The sequence below is a fragment of the Streptosporangium sp. NPDC023963 genome, from assembly GCF_040639135.1.
GTDB lineage: Bacteria > Actinomycetota > Actinomycetes > Streptosporangiales > Streptosporangiaceae > Streptosporangium.
Genome location: NZ_JBEZZK010000002.1, coordinates 997,426 through 1,015,158 on the forward strand (window position 1 = coordinate 997,426; position 17,733 = coordinate 1,015,158).

Here is a 17,733-nt window from a genome sequence, read left to right on the forward strand (position 1 = left end):
AGGAGGTCGCGAAGTGCGCGACCAAGGAAGACCTCGCCGAGGTCAAGCAGGATGTCGATGGGGTCAAGCAGGAAATCGCCGAACTCAGGGTGGAGGTCGCGAAGTGCGCGACCAAGGAGGAACTCGCCGAGGTCAAGCAGGATGTGGCCGAGCTCAAGGTGGACATGGCCGGGGTCAAGCAGGATGTGGCCGAGCTCAAGGTGGACATGGCCGGGGTCAAGCAGGATGTGGCCGAGCTCAAGGTGGACATGGCCGGGGTCAAGCAGGACATCCATGTCCTGAAGCAGGACGTCGGCGAGCTGAAGGAGAACTACCGGACCATGGACGGGAAGCTCGACCGGATGATCCTTTTTCTGGGGATGCCGGTGAGCTGAGAGACCGTCAGGCCGGGCGGACCACGGGAGTGCCCGTGAGGCGGGCTCCGGCGGAGCGGAGTTCGGCGAGGGCCGCCTCGGTGGTCGGGGCGGACACCCCGGCGGTGAGGTCGAGCAGCACCTGAACGGACAGACCGTGCGCGACCGCGTCCAGGGCGGTGGCCCGCACGCAGTGGTCGGTGGCGATGCCGACGACGTCCACCGCGTCCACGCGGCGCTCGCCGAGCCAGTCGGCCAGGCTCGTACCGTCGGCGGTGACACCCTCGAAGCCGCTGTAGGCGCCGCTGTGGGCGCCCTTGCTGAACACCTCCTCGACGCGTGCGGTGTCGAAGGCGGGGTGGAAGCCGGACCCCGGGGTCCCGGCGACGCAGTGGACGGGCCAGGTGTTCACGTAGTCGGGTTCGGCGGCGAAGTGGGAGCCGGGGTCGACGTGATGGTCACGGGTGGCCACGACGTGGTCGTAGCCGTGTGAGGCGGCGTGCAGGGAGATGGCGGCGGCCACCTCGGCGCCGCCGCCGACCGGAAGGCTGCCGCCCTCGCAGAAGTCGTTCTGGACGTCGACGATGATGAGTGCGGTTGGCATGCGATCAGTCAAACACGGTGGGGATCGCGGCGTACCCCCGGGACAGCTGGTGGGCGGTCGAGGGCAGCTCGGCGACGGCCTCGCGGTGCCGGGCGCGGGCCGCGTCCAGCTTCTCGCGCCCGACGATCTCCCCCTCCCTGACCAGCGGAACCTGCAGCGGGCGGGCGTCCGAGGGACGCTCGCCGGAGACGGTGACCAGCTCGGTGACCGCCGTGCCGCCGGCGTCGAGCTCACGGAAGGCCTCCTTGCGCCCGCCCCGGCTGGGCTTGCCCACCGACCTCTTGGCCACCGGCCGCATCACCCCTTCGGCGTCCTCGCGGGCGACGAGCTTGTAGACCAGGGCGGCGGTGGGCGAGCCGGAGCCGGTGACCAGTGACGTGCCGACGCCGTAGCCGTCCACGGGGGCGGAGGCGAGCGCGGCGATGGCGTACTCGTCGAGGTCGCTGGTGACGATGATCCGGGCCTTGTGGGCGCCGAGCGCGTCGAGCTGCTCGCGGACCTCGTGGGCGACCTGGCCGAGGTCGCCGGAGTCGAGGCGGATCGCTCCGAGGGAGGGCCCGGCGAGCTCCACCGCGGTCCGTACGGCCTGGGCCACGTCGTAGGTGTCGACGAGCAGCGTGGTGCCGGGGCCGAGAGAGGCGATCTGGGCCTGGAAGGCCTGCTCCTCGGAGTCGTGGAGCAGGGTGAACGCGTGGGCGGCGGTCCCGGCGGTCGGTATGTCGTACTCGCGGCCGGCCATGAGGTTGGAGGTGGAGGAGAACCCGCAGAGGTAGGCGGCCCGCGCCGCGGCCACGGCCGCCGCCTCGTGGGTGCGCCGCGAGCCCATCTCGATGAGGGGCCTCGTCCCGGCCGCGCGGATCATGCGCGTGGCGGCGGTGGCGATCGCGCAGTCGTGGTTGAGGATCGACAGGATCACGGTCTCCAGCAGCACGGCCTCGGCGAACGTGCCCTCCACCGTCATGATCGGGGAACCGGGGAAGTAGCACTCGCCCTCGGCGTAGCCGTCCACGTTCCCGGAGAACCGGTATCCGGCGAGGAACTCCAAGGTGGGCTCGTCGATCACCTCGTTGTCCCGCAGGAACGCCAGGGACTCCTCCTCGAAGCGGAAGGACTCCAGCGCGTCCAGCACCCGGCCGGTTCCCGCCACGACCCCGTAGCGCCGCCCGCCGGGCAGCTGGCGCGCGAACACCTCGAAGACCGCCCGCCTGGAGGCGGCCCCGCTTCTCAGTGCCGCCTCCAACATCGTCAGCTCATAGTGATCGGTAAGCAACGCGGTGCTCATGCTCTTTGTCACGAGTCGAAGACTAAGCCCGGGGTAGGGCAGACTGGTGAATGTGGGTAGCACCGCTCCAACGGAGGTCGAGCGTCCGTCAATCGACGTAAGGCCCGATCTGCCATGGTTGACGATCGTCTGGAACGACCCGGTCAATCTGATGTCCTATGTGACGTACGTCTTCCAGTCCGTTTTCGGATACTCCAAGGAGAAGGCGGAGAAGTTGATGCTCGACGTGCACCACAAGGGCAAGGCCGTGGTCTCCAGCGGCACCCGCGAGGAGATGGAGCGCGACGCGCAGATCATGCACTCGTACGGGTTGTGGGCCACCGTCCAGCGGGATTCGTGAGCGCGCGGGCGGCCCGGCGTCGCTCGTCGCCACCCGGCGGGCGGCCGGGCTCGAGGCCTTCGGGTACCTCGAGGCCTTCGGGTACGGGGCGCTCGGGCGCGGAGCGACGGCCGGGTGACGGGTGGCGGGCGGATCTCGGGCGGAGTCCGCGAGGAATGGTGGGCGAGAGATGAGTTCGGGGTTCAAACCGGGCCGCGAGGGCGGCGTGATCACGGGTTTCGACGCCGCCGAGGTGTCGATCCTGCGCTCCCTGGTCACCCAGATCCTGGGCCTGATCGAGCCGGGGGAGACGGGTGACGACCCCCTGGAGAAGGCGCTCGGCATCGGCGCCTCCGAGCAGTCCGACGACCCGGTGCTGGCCCGGCTGTTCCCCTCGGCGTACGAGGACGGCGAGGCGGCCGCCGAGTTCCGCAGATACACCGAGGCGACGCTGCGCGAGGGCAAGCGGGCCGACGCCAAGACGATGCTCGACAGCGCCGAGCCCGGCCGGGTCGAGCTGACCAGGGAGCAGGCGCAGGCGTGGATGCGCGCGCTGAACGACGTGCGGCTCGCGCTCGGCACCCGGCTGGAGGTGACCGAGGAGGTGCACGACGAGATCGCCGACATGTCGGAGAGCGACCCCCGCTATCCGGCGTACGTCATCTACGACTGGCTGACCTACCTCCAGGACACCCTGGTCCGCGCCCTTTGGTAACTTCCAGTCATGCTCACGATCTCTCGGGAACTGGCTGACAGGATCATCGCGCACGCTCGGGCGGATCACCCCGACGAGGCCTGCGGCGTGGTCGCCGGGCCGGTCGGCTCCGATTCCCCCGAACGGTTCGTCCCGATGGAGAACGCCGAGCGGTCGCCGACGTTCTACCGGTTCGACTCGCTGGAGCAGCTGCGCGTCTGGCGGGAGATGGACGACCGCGACGAGGAGCCGGTGATCATCTACCACTCCCACACCGCCACCGAGGCCTACCCCTCCCGCACCGACATCTCCTACGCCTCCGAGCCGAACGCCCACTACGTGCTGGTCTCCACCCGGGAGGAACTGGGGGAGAAGGCCGAGTTCCGCTCGTACCGGATCGTCGACGGCGTCGTGAGCGAGGAGGAGGTGACGATCACCTCCGGGTGACCGTCACCGTCCCGGTCTCATGGCCGGGTCCTTTTCCGGGCGTCCGGGTCTCATGCTCGGGGGCCCTTTTCGGGCGTCCGGGTCTCATGTCCGGCGCCCCTTTCCGGGCGTCCGGATGTCCGTGCCGGGTGGCGTCCCGGGTTCGTACGGCATCGGTGTCCGGTACGGCCGTGAGGTGAATGGCCCCTTTGGGTAAACTGGCGAGCATGCTGACCGTCGCCCCGAGCCAGGAGGACGTCGTGCTCTCGCGTCCCGGCCCCCGGGCACGGCACGCGGGTGTCGCGCCTGTACAGAACTTCCTGTTCGCGCACACGCCCTCCGTCGTCGTCTACGACTGTCGCTGACCGGTTTTCCTGGAATCCTCCGGTGCTCGCCGGTGTTCTGATCCGGTGGGCTTTACTCCCATGACGACGCAAGGAGATTGACCCGCGATGGCCATCGAGGTTCGCATTCCGACCATCCTGCGCACCTACACCGACGGTGCCAAGGCCGTCGACGCCAAGGGCGCCACGCTCGAGGAGCTCATCGGCGATCTGGAGGCCCGGCATCCCGGGCTGAGGGAGCGCCTGGTCGACAAGGGCGCGCTGCGCCGCTTCGTGAACGTCTACCTGAACGACGAGGACGTCCGCTTTCTGGGCGGGCTGGAGACGCCGGTCGCCGACGGCGACACGGTCACCGTCCTGCCCGCCGTGGCCGGCGGCTCCCGCTAGCCGTGCGGCGCCGCCCGTCCCGCGAGACCTCGTGATCTCCCGCGAGATCCGGCGAGGTCCCGCGGGGCGGGCGGCGTACGCCGCGGTTCCAAGGCTGTCACCGCGAGGCAAAGGTCTGTCACCACAAGGTCAACCCGAGGCGGAAGCCGTACACCATGCGTTTTGACTCACTGATCGAATCGGTCGGCCGGACCCCGCTGGTCGGCCTGCCCAGGCTCTCGCCGTCGGAGGACGTGCGGATCTGGGCCAAGCTCGAGGATCGCAACCCGACAGGTTCGATCAAGGACCGCCCGGCGCTGTGGATGATCGAGCAGGCGGAGAAGGACGGGCTCCTCCAGCCGGGCTGCACGATCCTCGAACCCACGAGCGGCAACACCGGCATCTCGCTGGCGATGTCCGCCAGGCTCAAGGGCTACAAGCTGATCTGCGTGATGCCGGAGAACACCTCCGAGGAACGCCGCCAGCTGCTGCGCATGTGGGGGGCGCGGATCATCTCCTCGCCCGCGGCGGGCGGCTCCAACGAGGCGGTCAGGGTGGCCAAGGGCCTGGCGGAGGAGAACCCCGACTGGGTGATGCTCTACCAGTACGGCAACCCGGCCAACTGGCGCTCGCACTACGAGTCGACGGGGCCGGAGATCCTGGAGGACCTGCCGTCCGTCACCCACTTCGTGGCCGGCCTGGGCACCACGGGCACCCTGATGGGCGTCGGCAGGTTCCTGCGCGAGCGCGTCCCGGACGTGAAGATCGTCGCCGCCGAGCCGCGGTACGGCGAGCTGGTGTACGGATTGCGCAACGTGGACGAGGGCTTCATCCCCGAGCTGTACGACGCCGACGTCCTCACCACGCGTTTCTCGGTCTCCTCGGCCGACGCGCTGCGGCGCACCCGGGAGTTGCTGGCCGGGGAGGGCATCTTCGCCGGGGTCTCCACCGGAGCGGCCCTGCACGCCGCGCTCGGCATGGCGGCCAAGGCCGTCAAGGCGGGCGAGCGGGCCGACATCGTGTTCGTTGTCGCGGACGGCGGCTGGAAGTACCTGTCCACCGGCGCCTACGAGGGGACGCTGGACGAGGCCGAGGAGCGGCTCGAAGGCCAGCTCTGGGCCTGAACCGCATCCGGGAAAGGGCGATCTCCGGGGCTTCTCGCCGTGACGGGATCGGGGTCGCGGGGAGGCCGCGACGGCGGACGACATGTCGACGGCGGAGGGCGGGCGTCCCGGTGGGACGCCCGCCCTCCGCCGTTCCCTGGCCGGGAGGATCCCCGGCGGGCCGGAGCCCGGCCGGGGATCTGGGGAGGCCTGACCGAACAGGATCAGGGAGCCAGGTGGATCGGGTGGATCAGGTCGGTCAGTTGAACAGGAGCCTCAGCGAGAAGGACGCCTCGCTGCCCGACTGGGTGCCGCTCATGCCCACGGCGCGGAGCACCTGGAGGTTGGCCCTGTCCTCGCCCTGGAGGCCGCTGAGATAGAGGTTCTCCACCTTGTCCAGGTCTGCGTAGAGGGCGAAGGTCGCCTCGCCGGCGTTGGGGATCGCGAGCTGGAAGGTCTCGCTGTCGCCCAGGGTGCCGTCCTTGTTGAGCAGGGCGGCGTAGTCCTGCGCGCTGGCCAGGACGAAGACGCCGTCGCCGGGGACCTTGGCGAGCTGCGGGACGGCCGTCCCGGAGTCCGCGAGGAACTTCTCGATCTTGCCGACGACCTCCTGCGCCTTGGCCGGGTCGGTGACGATCTTCGCGCCGAACTTCGGCTGGCTGGTGTTGAGGCCGCCGGAGTCGATGGCGAGGGTGATGTTCTTGCCGAGCAGCGTCACCAGGTCGTCGGGGAGCGCCAGGCCGTACCTCTGCTTGGCCTGGTCGGTGAACTGCTGGACACCGCCGCCCGCGGCCTGGTCGGCCGACTTCATGAGCTGCGCCCACTGCTTGCCGATCACCTCGCCGAGACCGGAGATCGAGATCGCGCCGGCGGTGGAGGCCGGAAGTGTGCCGATCTTGGAGGTTTCGGGGGTGCCCATGTCCAGGCTCTCGGCGCCGCGGCTGATGCCCGCGAGCTCGACGTACTCGCCGTCGAAGCGAAGGGCGCCCGCCACGCGGACGTTCTTGATCTGGGCGAGGGCGGTGGGGTCCTGGGCCGCCAGCTCCGGAGCGATTCCCGCGATCTTGCCCGCGTCCGCCCAGAAGGAGAGGACGCCGGTCTCACCGAGGGCGCTCAGGTCGTCGGAGAAGTTCGCGTTCCCCGACAGCGGCTCGGCCGCGGCGGCCTTGCCGGCTTCGGCCTGGGTGACGGTGAGCAGCGCGTAGTCCTCGCGGAACGCGATGCCGTACTTCTCCTCGCCCATCAGCTTGGCGATGCCCGCCTTGGCCTTGTCCTGGTCGGTGACCTGGACGGCCACCACGACGCCGGGCGCGGCACCGGTCTTGGCCGGGGGCAGTGCGGCCACGCCGGCGCGGACGCCGAGCCACGGCTCGACGTCGGCGGCGTAGTCGATCTTGCCGAGGCTGTCGGCGTCCTTCTTGAACAGGTTGAAGATCGCCTGGCGCGGGTCCTCGCCGGTGAAGGAGTCCTTGGTGGTCGTGAACTTCCTGGCGATGGTGAACAGCGCCACCTTCTGGTTCGCGGCAGGGTCGAGGTCGAGGCGCACGTAGCCGATGGCGTTGCCGGGCAGCACGTCGTGCGGCTGCGCGCCGCCGCCGCTGAGCAGGTTGATCGCGAAGAAACCGCCGCCGCCCACGAGGGCCACGACCAGCGCGGCGATCGCCGCGAGCAGCCAGCCCTTACCGCCCTTGCGGGCGGGAGGCCCGGCCGGCGGCCCGGCGCTCAGGAAGTCGGGACCCTGCTGCCAGTTCCCGCCCTGCTGCGCGTACGCCTGCTGGCCGTAGTTCTGCTGCTGTTGCTGCTGGTAGCCGGGCTGCTGCTGGCCGTACGGCTGACCGGGCTGCTGGCCGTAGCCCTGCTGACCCTGCTGTCCGTAGCCCTGCTGTCCGGCCTGCTGTCCGTAGCCCTGCTGGCCGTACGGCTGCTGCGGCTGCTGCTGGTAGCCCTGCTGGGGGTTCTGCTGCTGCGGGTAGGGCAGGCCCTGCTGCGGGTAGGGCTGCCCCTGCTGGTAGCCGCCGGAAGGCTGGGGATATCCGGGCTGGCCGTTCTGCGGATAGGCCTGTGTGTGCGGCTGGTCGTTGTGCTGCGCGCCCTCGTTCCATCGGTAGGCGATCGTCCTGTCGGGGTTCTGACCCGGCGTGGGCGACTGGTCGGGGGGATTGTTGGCAGGCATGATCACTCACAAGGTGGACTTAGCGGATAGGGAGAAGTTAGTGCACATTGCTAGCAACCCGCTTGCATTGAACTAACTATGTGATTGGTGCATCTAAGCGGGATCAACCACTGCTCAACAGTGCTTTATGGACCATTGTCGGCTTTGTCGCCCTATTCCCGCAGGTCGCTGCCGTTTCTTCCGCATCTCCGCCCCCTGTTCTTCCCGCGGACCCCGGCCGTCCCGGCCGGATTCGATTTCGTGGGTGCGGGGCCGGTCCGGTTCCGGCTGACGGGTTATGCGAGGCCAGCTCGGCTTTTGAGGTGGGCTGTGCGAGGCCGGCTCGGCTTTTGCGGGGTGGGCTGCGCGAGGTCGGCTCGGCTTCTGAGGATGGGTCGTGCGGGGCCGATTCGACCCCGGCGGGCGGGCCATCCGGGGCCGGGGGAGCGAAGGTCGCACGGAATGGGTAAAGTGGCCTCTCTAGAACAAGGTTCGGGAGCGTGGATGACGAAGTTCGACGAGGCGACAGCGGCCATCAGGGTGGACGAGACCACCTACGACGTGTGCCTCGACACCGGATACTCGATCGGCGGCCCCCTCAACGGCGGTTACCTGATGGCCGTGCTGCTGCGCGCGGTCGTTGACGCCTCTCCCCACGAGCATCCGGTGACCACGGGTGTCCAGTTCCTGCGCGCGGCCAGGCCCGGTCCCGCGCAGGTGCGCCTGGAGCAGGTCAAGACCGGCCGCACCGCCACGATGACCCGGGCGACCCTGGTCCAGGACGGCAAGTCCTTCATCGAGGGGCTCGTCACGACCGCGACCCTCGGAGACGCCGCCCCCGACTGGACGGACGAGCCCTCGGTGGCGATGCCGCCGATCGAGCGGTGCGTCTCGCTGCCCGCTCCCAAGGCCGAGTCGAACATGACGCTCAACGCCCAGATGGAGCTGGCCTTCGACCCTCCCACCATCGGCTGGCTCGACGGCAGGCCCACCGGCAGGCCCGAGGCCCGCGCCTACTTCCGGCTGGCCGAGCCGCAGGACCCCGACCCGTACGTGCTGGCGCTGGCCGTGGACGCCCTCCCGCCGGTGGTCTTCTCCGCCGGAGAGCGCGGCTGGGCACCCACGGTCGACCTCACCTGGCACCTGCGCGCCCTGCCGGCCCCCGGCTGGCTCACCCTCATCGCCGGAGGCCGCCTGATCAGCGACGGCTGGTTCGACGAGGACGTCGAGGTCTGGGACTCCACCGGACGCCTGGTCGCCCAGTCCCGCCAGCTGGCCCGCGTCGGGCGGGGCTGACGTCCTGGCCGCGTCCCCACGGACGACCCCCGGCGTCGTGTGGCGCCGCAGGACCCGGCAGGGCGTCGTGCGGCGCCGCAGGGCTCGCAGGACTTCGTACGGCGCCGTGGTCCCCGGCGGCACCCCGTGTGGCTGGATGTTACGAAAAATACATGGCTGAGCTGGTAATCGGCGTTGTGAGGATTCTTACCGTGATCGGTCGTCCCAGGTCGCCTAGCCTTGGGAACTGTGTCGCAAGCGAGCATTGGAATCTTTGACAGTGGTGTCGGTGGTCTCACGGTGGCCCGGGCGATCATCGACCAGTTGCCCAACGAGCCGATCCTCTACGTGGCCGACACGGCGAGGCAGCCGTACGGCCCCAAGAGCATCGCGCAGGTTCGCGCCTACGCGCTGGAGGTGATGGACCACCTCGTCGAGCACGACGTCAAGATGCTGGTGATCGCGTGCAACAGCGCCAGCGCGGCCGTGCTCCGCGACGCCCGGGAGCGCTACGACGTCCCGGTCGTCGAGGTGATCCAGCCCGCGACGCGCCGTGCCGTGCGCGCCACCCGCAACGGCAGGGTCGGGGTGATCGGGACCAGGGCCACGATCGAGTCGATGGCGTACCAGGACGCGTTCGCCGCGGCTCCCGACGTCTGGCTGACCGGGGTGGCGGCGCCGCGCCTGGTGGAGTTCGTCGAGCGGGGGGAGACGATGAGCGACGAGCTCATCGACGTCATCCGCGAATACCTGGAGCCGGTGCTCGCCGACCGGTGCGACACGCTGATCCTGGGATGTACGCACTACCCGCTCCTCGCCGGGCCGATCTCCTATGTGGTGGGAGACGGCGTCACGCTGGTGTCCAGCGCCGACGAGACGGCCAAGGACGTCTACCGCGTCCTGCACGACCGGAGCCTGGCCGCCGTAGGGGGCGCGCCCAGGCACCGTTTCCGCGCCACCGGTGACGCGGGCCTCTTCGCCGACCTCGGACGACGGTTTCTCGGACCGGAGATCCAGGCGGTCGAAGTGGCGGTAGTAGGGGATGTCCCGAACAACGGGCATCGCGTGTGACGGTGCTCGGGCGCTCTGTAGGGGAGCGCCGGAGATCGGCGGACGAAGGGGGGCGGATACCGGCCACCGGCGCCCGCGCCGTGACACGCGGCGCCGCACAGTAACCGTAGGAGGCCGCCGTGAAACTGACGATCATTGGATGCTCGGGGAGTTTCCCCGGGCCTGACAGCCCTTCCTCCTGCTATCTGCTGGAGGCGGAGGGGTTCCGCATGCTGCTCGACTTCGGGAACGGCGCGCTCGGCGCGCTCCAGAAGTACATAGGCCTGTACGACGTGGACGCGATCTGCCTGTCGCATCTGCACGCCGACCACTGCCTCGACATGTGCCCGTACCACGTGGTCCGCACCTATTCTCCGCAGGGCCCGCTGCCCCGGATACCGGTGTACGCGCCCGCCGACGCGCGCAGGAGGCTGAACTCCGCCTACGCGATGCCGGACGAGCCACCGCTCGACACGGCCTTCGACTTCGTGGGGCTGACGCCGGGGACGTTCGAGGTTGGCCCGTTCGAGGTGACGGCGGCGCTGGTGAACCACCCCGTGGAGACCTACGGGTTCAGGGTCTCGCACGGCGGGCGCTCGGTGGCCTACTCCGGCGACACCGGTGAGAGCGCCGAACTGGTCAAGCTCGCCTCGGGCGTCGACGTGCTCCTGTGCGAGGCGTCGCACATCGACAAGCCGGGCCTGCCCGACGGTCTGCACCTGAACGGCCGCCAGGCGGCCGAGCACGCGGCCAAGGCGGACGTGGACACCCTGGTGCTCACGCATCTGGTGCCCTGGAACGACCGTGACCGCGTCCTGGAGGACGCCTCCCGCGGCGGGTTCGGCGGGCGGATGGAACTCGCACGGAGCGGGGCCCGGTATGACCTAGGGTGAGTTTCATGGCTCGTGCAGATGGACGTTCTCCCGATCAACTCCGCCCCGTCACCATCACCCGTGACTGGCTCGCGCACGCCGAGGGTTCGGTGCTCGTCGAGTTCGGCGGCACCAAGGTGCTCTGTGCCGCCTCCGTGCAGGACAGCGTGCCGCGCTGGCGCCGGGGCAGCGGTCAGGGCTGGATCACGGCCGAGTACGCCATGCTGCCGCGCGCCACGAACACCCGCAACGACCGCGAGTCGGTCCGCGGCAAGATCGGCGGCCGTACGCACGAGATCTCCCGCCTGATCGGCCGCTCCCTGCGCGCCTGCGTCGACTACAAGACGCTGGGCGAGAACTCGATCGTCATCGACTGCGACGTGCTCCAGGCCGACGGCGGCACCCGCACCGCCGCCATCACCGGAGCGTACGTGGCACTGGTCGACGCGGTCGCGTGGATGCGCAAGCGCAAGATGTGCGGCGGAGACCCGCTGATCGACTCGGTCGCGGCCGTCTCCGTCGGCGTCGTCGGCTCCACGGCGCTGCTCGACCTCTGCTACACCGAGGACGTCGCCGCCGAGACGGACATGAACGTGGTGATGACCGGCTCCGGCGAGTTCGTCGAGGTCCAGGGCACCGCCGAGGGCAAGCCGTTCAACCGCGCCGCCCTCGACGAGCTGCTCGACCTGGGCGCGGCCGGGTGCGCCGAGCTCACCCGCCTCCAGCGGGAGGCACTGGCATGAGCGTGCCGCGTGTCGTCCTCGCCACCCGGAACGCCGGGAAGATCGCCGAGCTGCGCCGGATCCTGGCCGACGCCTCGATCCCGGTGGAGATCGTCGGGCTCGAGGAGTTCCCCGAGATCGGCGACGTCGCCGAGACCGGCCTGACCTTCGCCGAGAACGCCCTGCTCAAGGCGCACGCGGTCGCCCGGCAGTCCGGCCTGCCCGCGATCGCCGACGACTCCGGCCTCTGCGTCGACGCCCTGAACGGCATGCCCGGCATCTTCTCCGCCCGCTGGTCGGGAAGGCACGGCGACGACCAGGCCAACCTTGACCTGCTGCTCGCACAGGTCTCCGACGTGCCCGAGGGGCACCGGGGCGCGCACTTCGCGTGCGCGGCGGCGCTGGCACTCCCGTCGGGGGAGGAGCGGGTGACCGAGGGCGCCCTGCACGGCGTGATCATCGACGCTCCGCGTGGCAGCGGCGGTTTCGGCTACGACCCGATCCTCGTCCCCGAGGGCGAGACCCGGACCACCGCCGAGCTGTCCGCGGCGGAGAAGGACGCCATCAGCCACCGCGGCCGCGCCTTCCGCGCGCTGGCCCCGATCATCGCCGAAGTGATCGCCTGACCTCACCGGCCCGCTTCCCGGCCGGAGCGGTCGCTCGACTTCTCCGGCCCGGGGTCGGCCCGTAGGGTGCCGGCTCGCCCTGAGGCACGTTCGTGGAGCATCTCCCGGCCCGGTCCGGAGGAAGTGATCATCCGTTTTTCTCCCGGCGGTGGCGGGTGGTCGCGGGGACCCGTACGGAGGTGAGCGGGCGTCCGGCCAGGGCTGTAATCGGGGCGTAAGAACCTGCGGTCCCTTATGGGCGTAGCGTCGGGGGCATGCAGAGCAACAGGCGCATGCCCTCGTGGGCCTCGGCGCTGATCGGCCTGGTGTCCGGCGCGGTCGCGGTGGGGGTGTCGCTGCTCGTCGCGGGCCTGGTGAAACCCGCGGCCTTCCCGGTCGTCGCGGTCGGCAACGCCGTTGTCGACCTCACCCCGGCTCCGCTGAAGGAGTGGGCGATCCGGACCTTCGGCGAGAGCGACAAGACCGTGCTGCTCGCCGGGATCCTGCTGATCCTGGCCGCCGTCGCCGCCGCGCTGGGAAGGGCGGCCGTCCGCGACCTCCGGTACGGGCTGGCCGGCCTGGCCGTGTTCGGCCTCATCGGCGTCGCCGCCGTGCTGACCCGCCCCGGCTCCGGGCTCATGGACGTCGTCCCGACGCTGGCCGGGGTCGGTGTCGGCATGCTCGCCCTGCGATGGCTCGTCCGCCGGACCCTCGTACCCGCCGATGACCCGGCCGTCTCGTACGGAGGCGTGTCCGGTGCCGTGGGCGCGGCGGGGGCCGCGCACGACACCGGGCCGACGCGCCTGCGGCTGGTCTCGCCCGAGGCCCCTCCGGCGACCGGGGAGCACCCTGATCCGTCGACACCGCCCGTCATGCGGGCGGGGAACGACCTGCGCGCCTTCGACCGCCGGGGCCTGCTGACCGGGGCGGTCGGCGGCGTGGCCCTCGCCGGGGTGGCGGGACTGGCCGGGCGCGCGCTCTCGGGACAGGCCGAGGTGAGCGCGGCGCGCGGCGCCGTCGCGCTGCCCCGGCCCGCGAAGCCCCTCCCCGCGCTGCCCGCCGGGGTCGACCTCAGGATCGAGGGCCTGTCGCCGTTCGTCACCCCCAACAACGACTTCTACCGGGTCGACACCGCCCTGATGGTCCCCCAGGTCGACCCGCGCGACTGGACCCTCACCATCCACGGCATGGTCGACAGGCCCGTGGAGCTCACCTTCGCCGACCTGATGAAACGCGCCGTGGTCGAGGCCGACGTCACGCTCTGCTGCGTCTCCAACGAGGTCGGCGGCCCCTACATCGGCAACGCCCGCTGGCTGGGCGTCAGCCTGGCCGGGGTGCTGCGCGACGCGGGCGTCCAGAAGGACGCGGACATGCTGCTCAGCACCTCCGCCGACGGCTGGACCGCCGGGACCCCGGTCGACGTCGTCATGGACGGCCGCGACTCCCTGCTCGCCTTCGGCATGAACGGCCGGCCGCTCCCCGTCGACCACGGCTTCCCGGTCCGCCAGGTCGTCCCCGGGCTCTACGGCTACGTTTCGGCCACCAAGTGGGTCACCGACATCAAGGTCACCCGCTTCGACCGGGACGAGGCGTACTGGACCCCCAGGGGCTGGTCCGCCAAGGGGCCGATCAAGACGGAGTCGCGCATCGACCTGCCCAGGGACGGCGCGACCGTCCCGGCGGGGAAGACCGTCGTCGCGGGCGTCGCCTGGGCCCAGCACAAGGGCGTCGACGCGGTCGAGGTCCGTGTCGACCGGGGCCGGTGGCGCCAGGCCCGCCTCGCCGAGGCCCCCACCGCCGACACCTGGCGCCAGTGGGTCCTCGACGACTGGGACGCCACCCCCGGCAGCCACACCATCGAGGTCCGCGCCACCGACGCCACCGGCTACACCCAGACCGGCGACCGCGTCCCCATCGCCCCGGACGGCGCCACCGGCTGGCACACCATCACCGTCGAGGTCGCCTGACGCGGGCGATGCTTCCGTATCCCTCGCAGCCTGCGACTGGTGCAGGTGGATTATGCTCCCGCTTGCGCGGGACGGACGTTGGCCTGGACCGTGGCGTTATGGTTTGGCCGGGATCATTCCCGCGCGTGCGGGACGGACCCAGGAGACACGTACTGGGTCATGTTGATCCAGGGATCACCCCCGCGCGTGCGGGACGGACGGATGGGAGAGCGCGGCGAGCTCCATCGCCACCGGATCACCCCCGCGCGTGCGGGACGGACTACGGCCAGATCGAGCTGGTCGTCTTGGCGCACGGATCACCCCCGCGCGTGCGGGGCCGACGGCACCTGGCAGTCCACCCTCACGGACTTCCCAGGACCACCCCTGCGTATGCGGGGCCGACACCGCGGGCGGCGCTGAGCCGGGCAGCTACACGGGACCACCCCCGCGTGTGCGGGGCCGACACTTCGTGCCCTGCGGATTTACGGGCGTGAGGCTCGATTTTTATCAAGTGCATTCGGCAGGAGCCGCCGATCTTGATCGTAGTTGGTGGGGGAGGCCAGGCGATCTGCTGATTCTGGATGGTCGCGTGGATCACCGTGGCCTCTTTCGGCGTACGGGTCGCTCTGGACCCGGAAATGTCGGTGCCGGGCAATACGGTCTCCCGCACGTGGTCATGGGTTCGGCTACCTGTGGGAGGGGCGATGCGCTGGGTCTGGGGGAAGGCGGGGAAGGGGGATGTCCCGCATCCGCTGATCTGTCACATGATCGATACGGCGCACGTCGCGCTTCGGCTGCTTGAGGTGGGGCTGCCGGGGTCTTTCGGTGACAGGCTCGGCAGGGGTGTTGAGGAGCCCGCCGTAAGGTTGGCGATCGCGTTCGTCGCCGGGGCGCACGACATCGGCAAGTGTTCGTGCTGGCAGATGAAGCGTGACGACCTCCTTCCCCCAGAGGCGCCGTCGCGGATTCCGCAGGTGCTCTGGGAGTCCCTGAAGGGGAAGGTTCCCCATGGGCTGATGACCGATGTTCACCTGCGTGGCTGGCTCGTTCGGCACCTCAGGGTTGCTCCTGATACGGCGGATCTGCTCGCGGTGGCGGCCGGTGGTCATCACGGCGAGTTCTTCAACGAGGGACGCCGCAACCTGCTGAAGAACGCCACCGGCGACGGGGTGGTGCTGGGCGGTGCCGACTGGGCTCGGCTTCGTGACCGGCTGCTCGGGGAGCTCGCGGAGCACCTGGGGATCGACGACATGTCGCTGTCCGGCTGGAAGCCGGACGTTCCAGACGCGGTGCTCCTCACCGGGCTGACGGCCGTCAGCGACTGGATCGCCTCGGACGAGTCCCGGTTTCCGTACGTCGGTGCGGAGGTTGATCTCGACGAGTACATGAAGGTCAGCAGGAAACAGGCTGAGGAGGCGATCGACGCGCTGGGGTGGGCGCGGTGGCGGCCGGCTCGGCGGACACTTCCGGGCCTCCTGCCGAAGAATGCGCAGCCTCGCGCTGCTCAGTTGACGGTCATGGAGATGGCCGGTGAGGGCATGTTCGACGAGCCGGGCATCGTGATCGTCGAGGATGCCATGGGCGGCGGGAAGACCGAGATCGCGCAGTACGCCGTGGCCGAGTGGACCCGGAGGCTCGGGCTGAGCGGCTTCTTCTTCGCTCTCCCGACCCAGGCGACCAGCAACCAGATGCTCGATCGACTGCAGATCTTCCTCGGCCTGCACTCGGCTTCGGACGCGCTCCTCCACCTCGTTCACGGTGCGGCCGGGCTCAACGACGAGTTTCTCAAGCTGCTCGCGCAGGACGATCCCCGTGTTCGCGCGCAGATCAACCCGTCCGACGTCCACGCCCAAGAGGGCCGGAAGGCGGCCGGCAACACCGGTGTGGACGTGACGGCCTCTCGGTGGTTCACGGCCCGATGGAGAGGGCTTCTCGCTCCCTGCGGGGTGGGCACCGTGGACCAGATCCTCCGTGCCGGGTTGCGGATCCGGCACAACGCCGTCCTCCACTTCGGGCTGTCCGGCAAGGTGGTCGTGATCGACGAGGTGCACGCCTACGACCTCTACATGTCCACGATCCTCGACCGGGTCCTTGAGTGGTTGGGTCATCAGGGTGTCCCGGTGGTGCTGCTGTCCGCCACCCTCCCGTCTCGTCGGCGGCTGGAACTGATGAGGGCCTGGCAGCGAGGCGCCGGTAGGGAGGGCCTTTCCACCGCTGAGCCGGAAGAGCCGAACAAGGCGCCGTACCCGCTGGTGAGCTGGGGCACGGCCACCGCGTTGAGTTTCCGCCAGCCGGATCCGCCGCAGGACAGTCCGGTCACCCTCGACTTCAGCCACGCGTACGACAGCGACGAGGAGTTGGCCCGCTGGCTGGCCACGGTGACCGCCGATGGCGGGTGTGTGGCGGTGATCCGCAACACGGTGGGCCGGGCACAGTCGCTCTACGAGGCGTTACGTGCGGCGGGGGTCCCGAAGAGGGATCTGATCCTCTTTCACGCGCGTTTCCCGCACGCCCGGCGGCACGAGTTGGAACGGAAGGTGCTGCGGCTGTTCGGGAAGAAGGGGAGACGCCCCAAAAGGAAGATCGTCATCGCCACCCAGGTGGTCGAGCAGAGTCTCGACATCGATTTCGATCTCATGGTCACCGACCACGCCCCCGTCGACCTCCTTCTCCAGCGGGCCGGTCGCCTGCACCGCCACGATCGTGCACTGGAAGCAAGGCGTGGCTTCGTCGTCCCCAGGCTTGTCGTCACCGGCGTGACGGGTGTCGATCCGGTCGCCTTTCCGATGGGGAGCACGATGGTTTACGGCTCCCGGCTGCTCATCGCGTCCTGGTACGCATTGAAGAACCTTCGGGACAAGGGACGCGCGGAGATCAACCTACCTGGCGATATCCGTACGTTGACCGAGGAGGTCTACGGCGGGGCCTTGCCGCCTAACCTGCGCCCGGCGGACGTTGACGCCTACGCGGTGGCGGTCGAGGAGGAAGAGAGCAAGCTCGACGCCGAGGAACTGCTGGCCGGCAACCGATGCGTCCCCGGCCCGGACGAGGACATGCTCCACCTGATGACCGAACTCGCCGAGAACGAGGAGAAGGACTCGCAGGTGACCCGCCTGGGCATGCCATCTGTGAGCATCGTCCTTCTGGAGGAAGTGAGCGAAGGCGTCGTCCGCCCGGTCACGGGTGGCGATGCCTTCTCGTTGAACAAGAGTCCCAACCGCAGGGTGGAGCAAGCCCTCGTTCAGTCGTCGCTGTCGGTGTCCACACCGATCGCGTTCGTCAGGGAACTGTTCGACCGAGACCCCTGCCCGGCCTGGCGGTGGACGTCTTGGCTCCGCGACCACAGAGCCCTCGTCCTCAGCGGGGGCCGGGCTCAGATCGGGAGCTACGAGGTCACGTACGACGAGATTCTCGGACTCCAGGCGAGCAGGACGACGGGAGGAGCGAAGGCTCCCTCGTAAAACCCCCGCGCTGCGGGGCGCGTTCGGATTCTGGTACGTGCGCGATCCACGACTCTGGTCCACACCCCCACGGGGGTTGGTGCTGATCTATACAGCGGTGGAGGTGGCGGGTCAAGCGGGCAGAGTGGTTCGGCATTTTCGAAGGCTCTTCGTGCCGGA

17 protein-coding genes are annotated in these 17,733 nt (G+C 69.8%); 14 read left to right on the forward strand and 3 right to left on the reverse strand.

Annotation, left to right across the window (positions count from 1 at the left end; translation table 11 throughout):
- Positions 1 to 374 (forward strand): hypothetical protein (locus tag AB0F88_RS10345; RefSeq protein ID WP_362680048.1); only part of this gene is annotated, 374 nt, incomplete at its 5' end.
- A 7-nt stretch (positions 375 to 381) separates the two neighbouring features.
- Here AB0F88_RS10345 and AB0F88_RS10350 read toward each other — a convergent pair.
- Together AB0F88_RS10350 and AB0F88_RS10355 are read right to left on the reverse strand one after the other, a co-directional pair.
- The gene (locus AB0F88_RS10350; protein ID WP_362680051.1) at positions 382 to 957 is read right to left on the reverse strand and encodes a nicotinamidase; all 576 of its coding nucleotides are present in this window, start codon (positions 955 to 957) and stop codon (positions 382 to 384) included.
- A 4-nt stretch (positions 958 to 961) separates the two neighbouring features.
- The gene (locus AB0F88_RS10355) at positions 962 to 2,251 is read right to left on the reverse strand and encodes a nicotinate phosphoribosyltransferase (protein ID WP_362680054.1); all 1,290 of its coding nucleotides are present in this window, start codon (positions 2,249 to 2,251) and stop codon (positions 962 to 964) included.
- A 40-nt stretch (positions 2,252 to 2,291) separates the two neighbouring features.
- On the opposite strand from AB0F88_RS10355, the gene clpS reads away from it, so the two are divergent.
- The 6 genes from clpS to AB0F88_RS10385 all read left to right on the forward strand — a co-directional run bounded on the left by clpS (position 2,292) and on the right by AB0F88_RS10385 (position 5,512).
- Positions 2,292 to 2,579 carry an ATP-dependent Clp protease adapter ClpS gene (gene clpS / locus AB0F88_RS10360; RefSeq protein WP_329091067.1) on the forward strand — a complete coding sequence of 96 codons (288 nt, stop codon included), beginning with the start codon at positions 2,292 to 2,294 and terminating at the stop codon, positions 2,577 to 2,579.
- Between the two features lie 169 nt (positions 2,580 to 2,748).
- Positions 2,749 to 3,273: a DUF2017 domain-containing protein gene (locus tag AB0F88_RS10365; RefSeq protein ID WP_362680058.1), complete on the forward strand. Its 525-nt coding sequence runs from the start codon at positions 2,749 to 2,751 to the stop codon at positions 3,271 to 3,273.
- Between the two features lie 9 nt (positions 3,274 to 3,282).
- Complete coding sequence (locus AB0F88_RS10370; RefSeq protein WP_362680061.1) at positions 3,283 to 3,699, forward strand: M67 family metallopeptidase; 417 nt, start codon at positions 3,283 to 3,285, stop codon at positions 3,697 to 3,699.
- 206 nt (positions 3,700 to 3,905) lie between these two features.
- Positions 3,906 to 4,043, forward strand: coding sequence for a hypothetical protein (locus AB0F88_RS10375; RefSeq protein WP_362680063.1), 138 nt, complete (start codon positions 3,906 to 3,908; stop codon positions 4,041 to 4,043).
- 87 nt (positions 4,044 to 4,130) lie between these two features.
- Positions 4,131 to 4,409 carry a MoaD/ThiS family protein gene (locus AB0F88_RS10380; protein ID WP_344919239.1) on the forward strand — a complete coding sequence of 93 codons (279 nt, stop codon included), beginning with the start codon at positions 4,131 to 4,133 and terminating at the stop codon, positions 4,407 to 4,409.
- A 155-nt stretch (positions 4,410 to 4,564) separates the two neighbouring features.
- A complete protein-coding gene (locus AB0F88_RS10385; RefSeq protein WP_362680067.1) occupies positions 4,565 to 5,512 on the forward strand; it encodes a cysteine synthase in 948 nt (315 codons plus the stop codon).
- 238 nt (positions 5,513 to 5,750) lie between these two features.
- On the opposite strand, the gene AB0F88_RS10390 is transcribed toward AB0F88_RS10385, so the two are convergent.
- Positions 5,751 to 7,664 (reverse strand): DUF3352 domain-containing protein, encoded by a 1,914-nt coding sequence (locus AB0F88_RS10390; protein ID WP_362680070.1) that lies wholly within the window; start codon positions 7,662 to 7,664, stop codon positions 5,751 to 5,753.
- A 483-nt stretch (positions 7,665 to 8,147) separates the two neighbouring features.
- Between AB0F88_RS10390 and AB0F88_RS10395 the strand changes: the two genes are divergently transcribed.
- From AB0F88_RS10395 to cas3, 7 genes are all read left to right on the forward strand, one after another.
- Positions 8,148 to 8,939 carry a thioesterase family protein gene (locus AB0F88_RS10395; RefSeq protein WP_362680073.1) on the forward strand — a complete coding sequence of 264 codons (792 nt, stop codon included), beginning with the start codon at positions 8,148 to 8,150 and terminating at the stop codon, positions 8,937 to 8,939.
- Positions 8,940 to 9,167: 228 nt separating this feature from the next.
- On the forward strand, positions 9,168 to 9,989 hold the full coding sequence (gene murI / locus AB0F88_RS10400; RefSeq protein WP_362680076.1) for a glutamate racemase: 822 nt from the start codon (positions 9,168 to 9,170) through the stop codon (positions 9,987 to 9,989).
- 119 nt (positions 9,990 to 10,108) lie between these two features.
- Positions 10,109 to 10,861 carry an MBL fold metallo-hydrolase gene (locus AB0F88_RS10405; RefSeq protein ID WP_362680079.1) on the forward strand — a complete coding sequence of 251 codons (753 nt, stop codon included), beginning with the start codon at positions 10,109 to 10,111 and terminating at the stop codon, positions 10,859 to 10,861.
- Between the two features lie 5 nt (positions 10,862 to 10,866).
- Positions 10,867 to 11,583, forward strand: coding sequence for a ribonuclease PH (rph, locus tag AB0F88_RS10410; RefSeq protein ID WP_362680082.1), 717 nt, complete (start codon positions 10,867 to 10,869; stop codon positions 11,581 to 11,583).
- Positions 11,580 to 12,188 (forward strand): RdgB/HAM1 family non-canonical purine NTP pyrophosphatase, encoded by a 609-nt coding sequence (rdgB, locus tag AB0F88_RS10415; protein ID WP_362680084.1) that lies wholly within the window; start codon positions 11,580 to 11,582, stop codon positions 12,186 to 12,188. Before rph ends, rdgB begins: the two co-directional genes overlap by 4 nt.
- A 254-nt stretch (positions 12,189 to 12,442) precedes the next feature.
- Positions 12,443 to 14,134 (forward strand): molybdopterin-dependent oxidoreductase, encoded by a 1,692-nt coding sequence (locus tag AB0F88_RS10420; RefSeq protein WP_362680087.1) that lies wholly within the window; start codon positions 12,443 to 12,445, stop codon positions 14,132 to 14,134.
- Between the two features lie 683 nt (positions 14,135 to 14,817).
- Positions 14,818 to 17,574: a CRISPR-associated helicase Cas3' gene (gene cas3 / locus AB0F88_RS10425; RefSeq protein WP_362680090.1), complete on the forward strand. Its 2,757-nt coding sequence runs from the start codon at positions 14,818 to 14,820 to the stop codon at positions 17,572 to 17,574.
- The last annotated feature ends 159 nt before the right edge of the window (positions 17,575 to 17,733 follow it).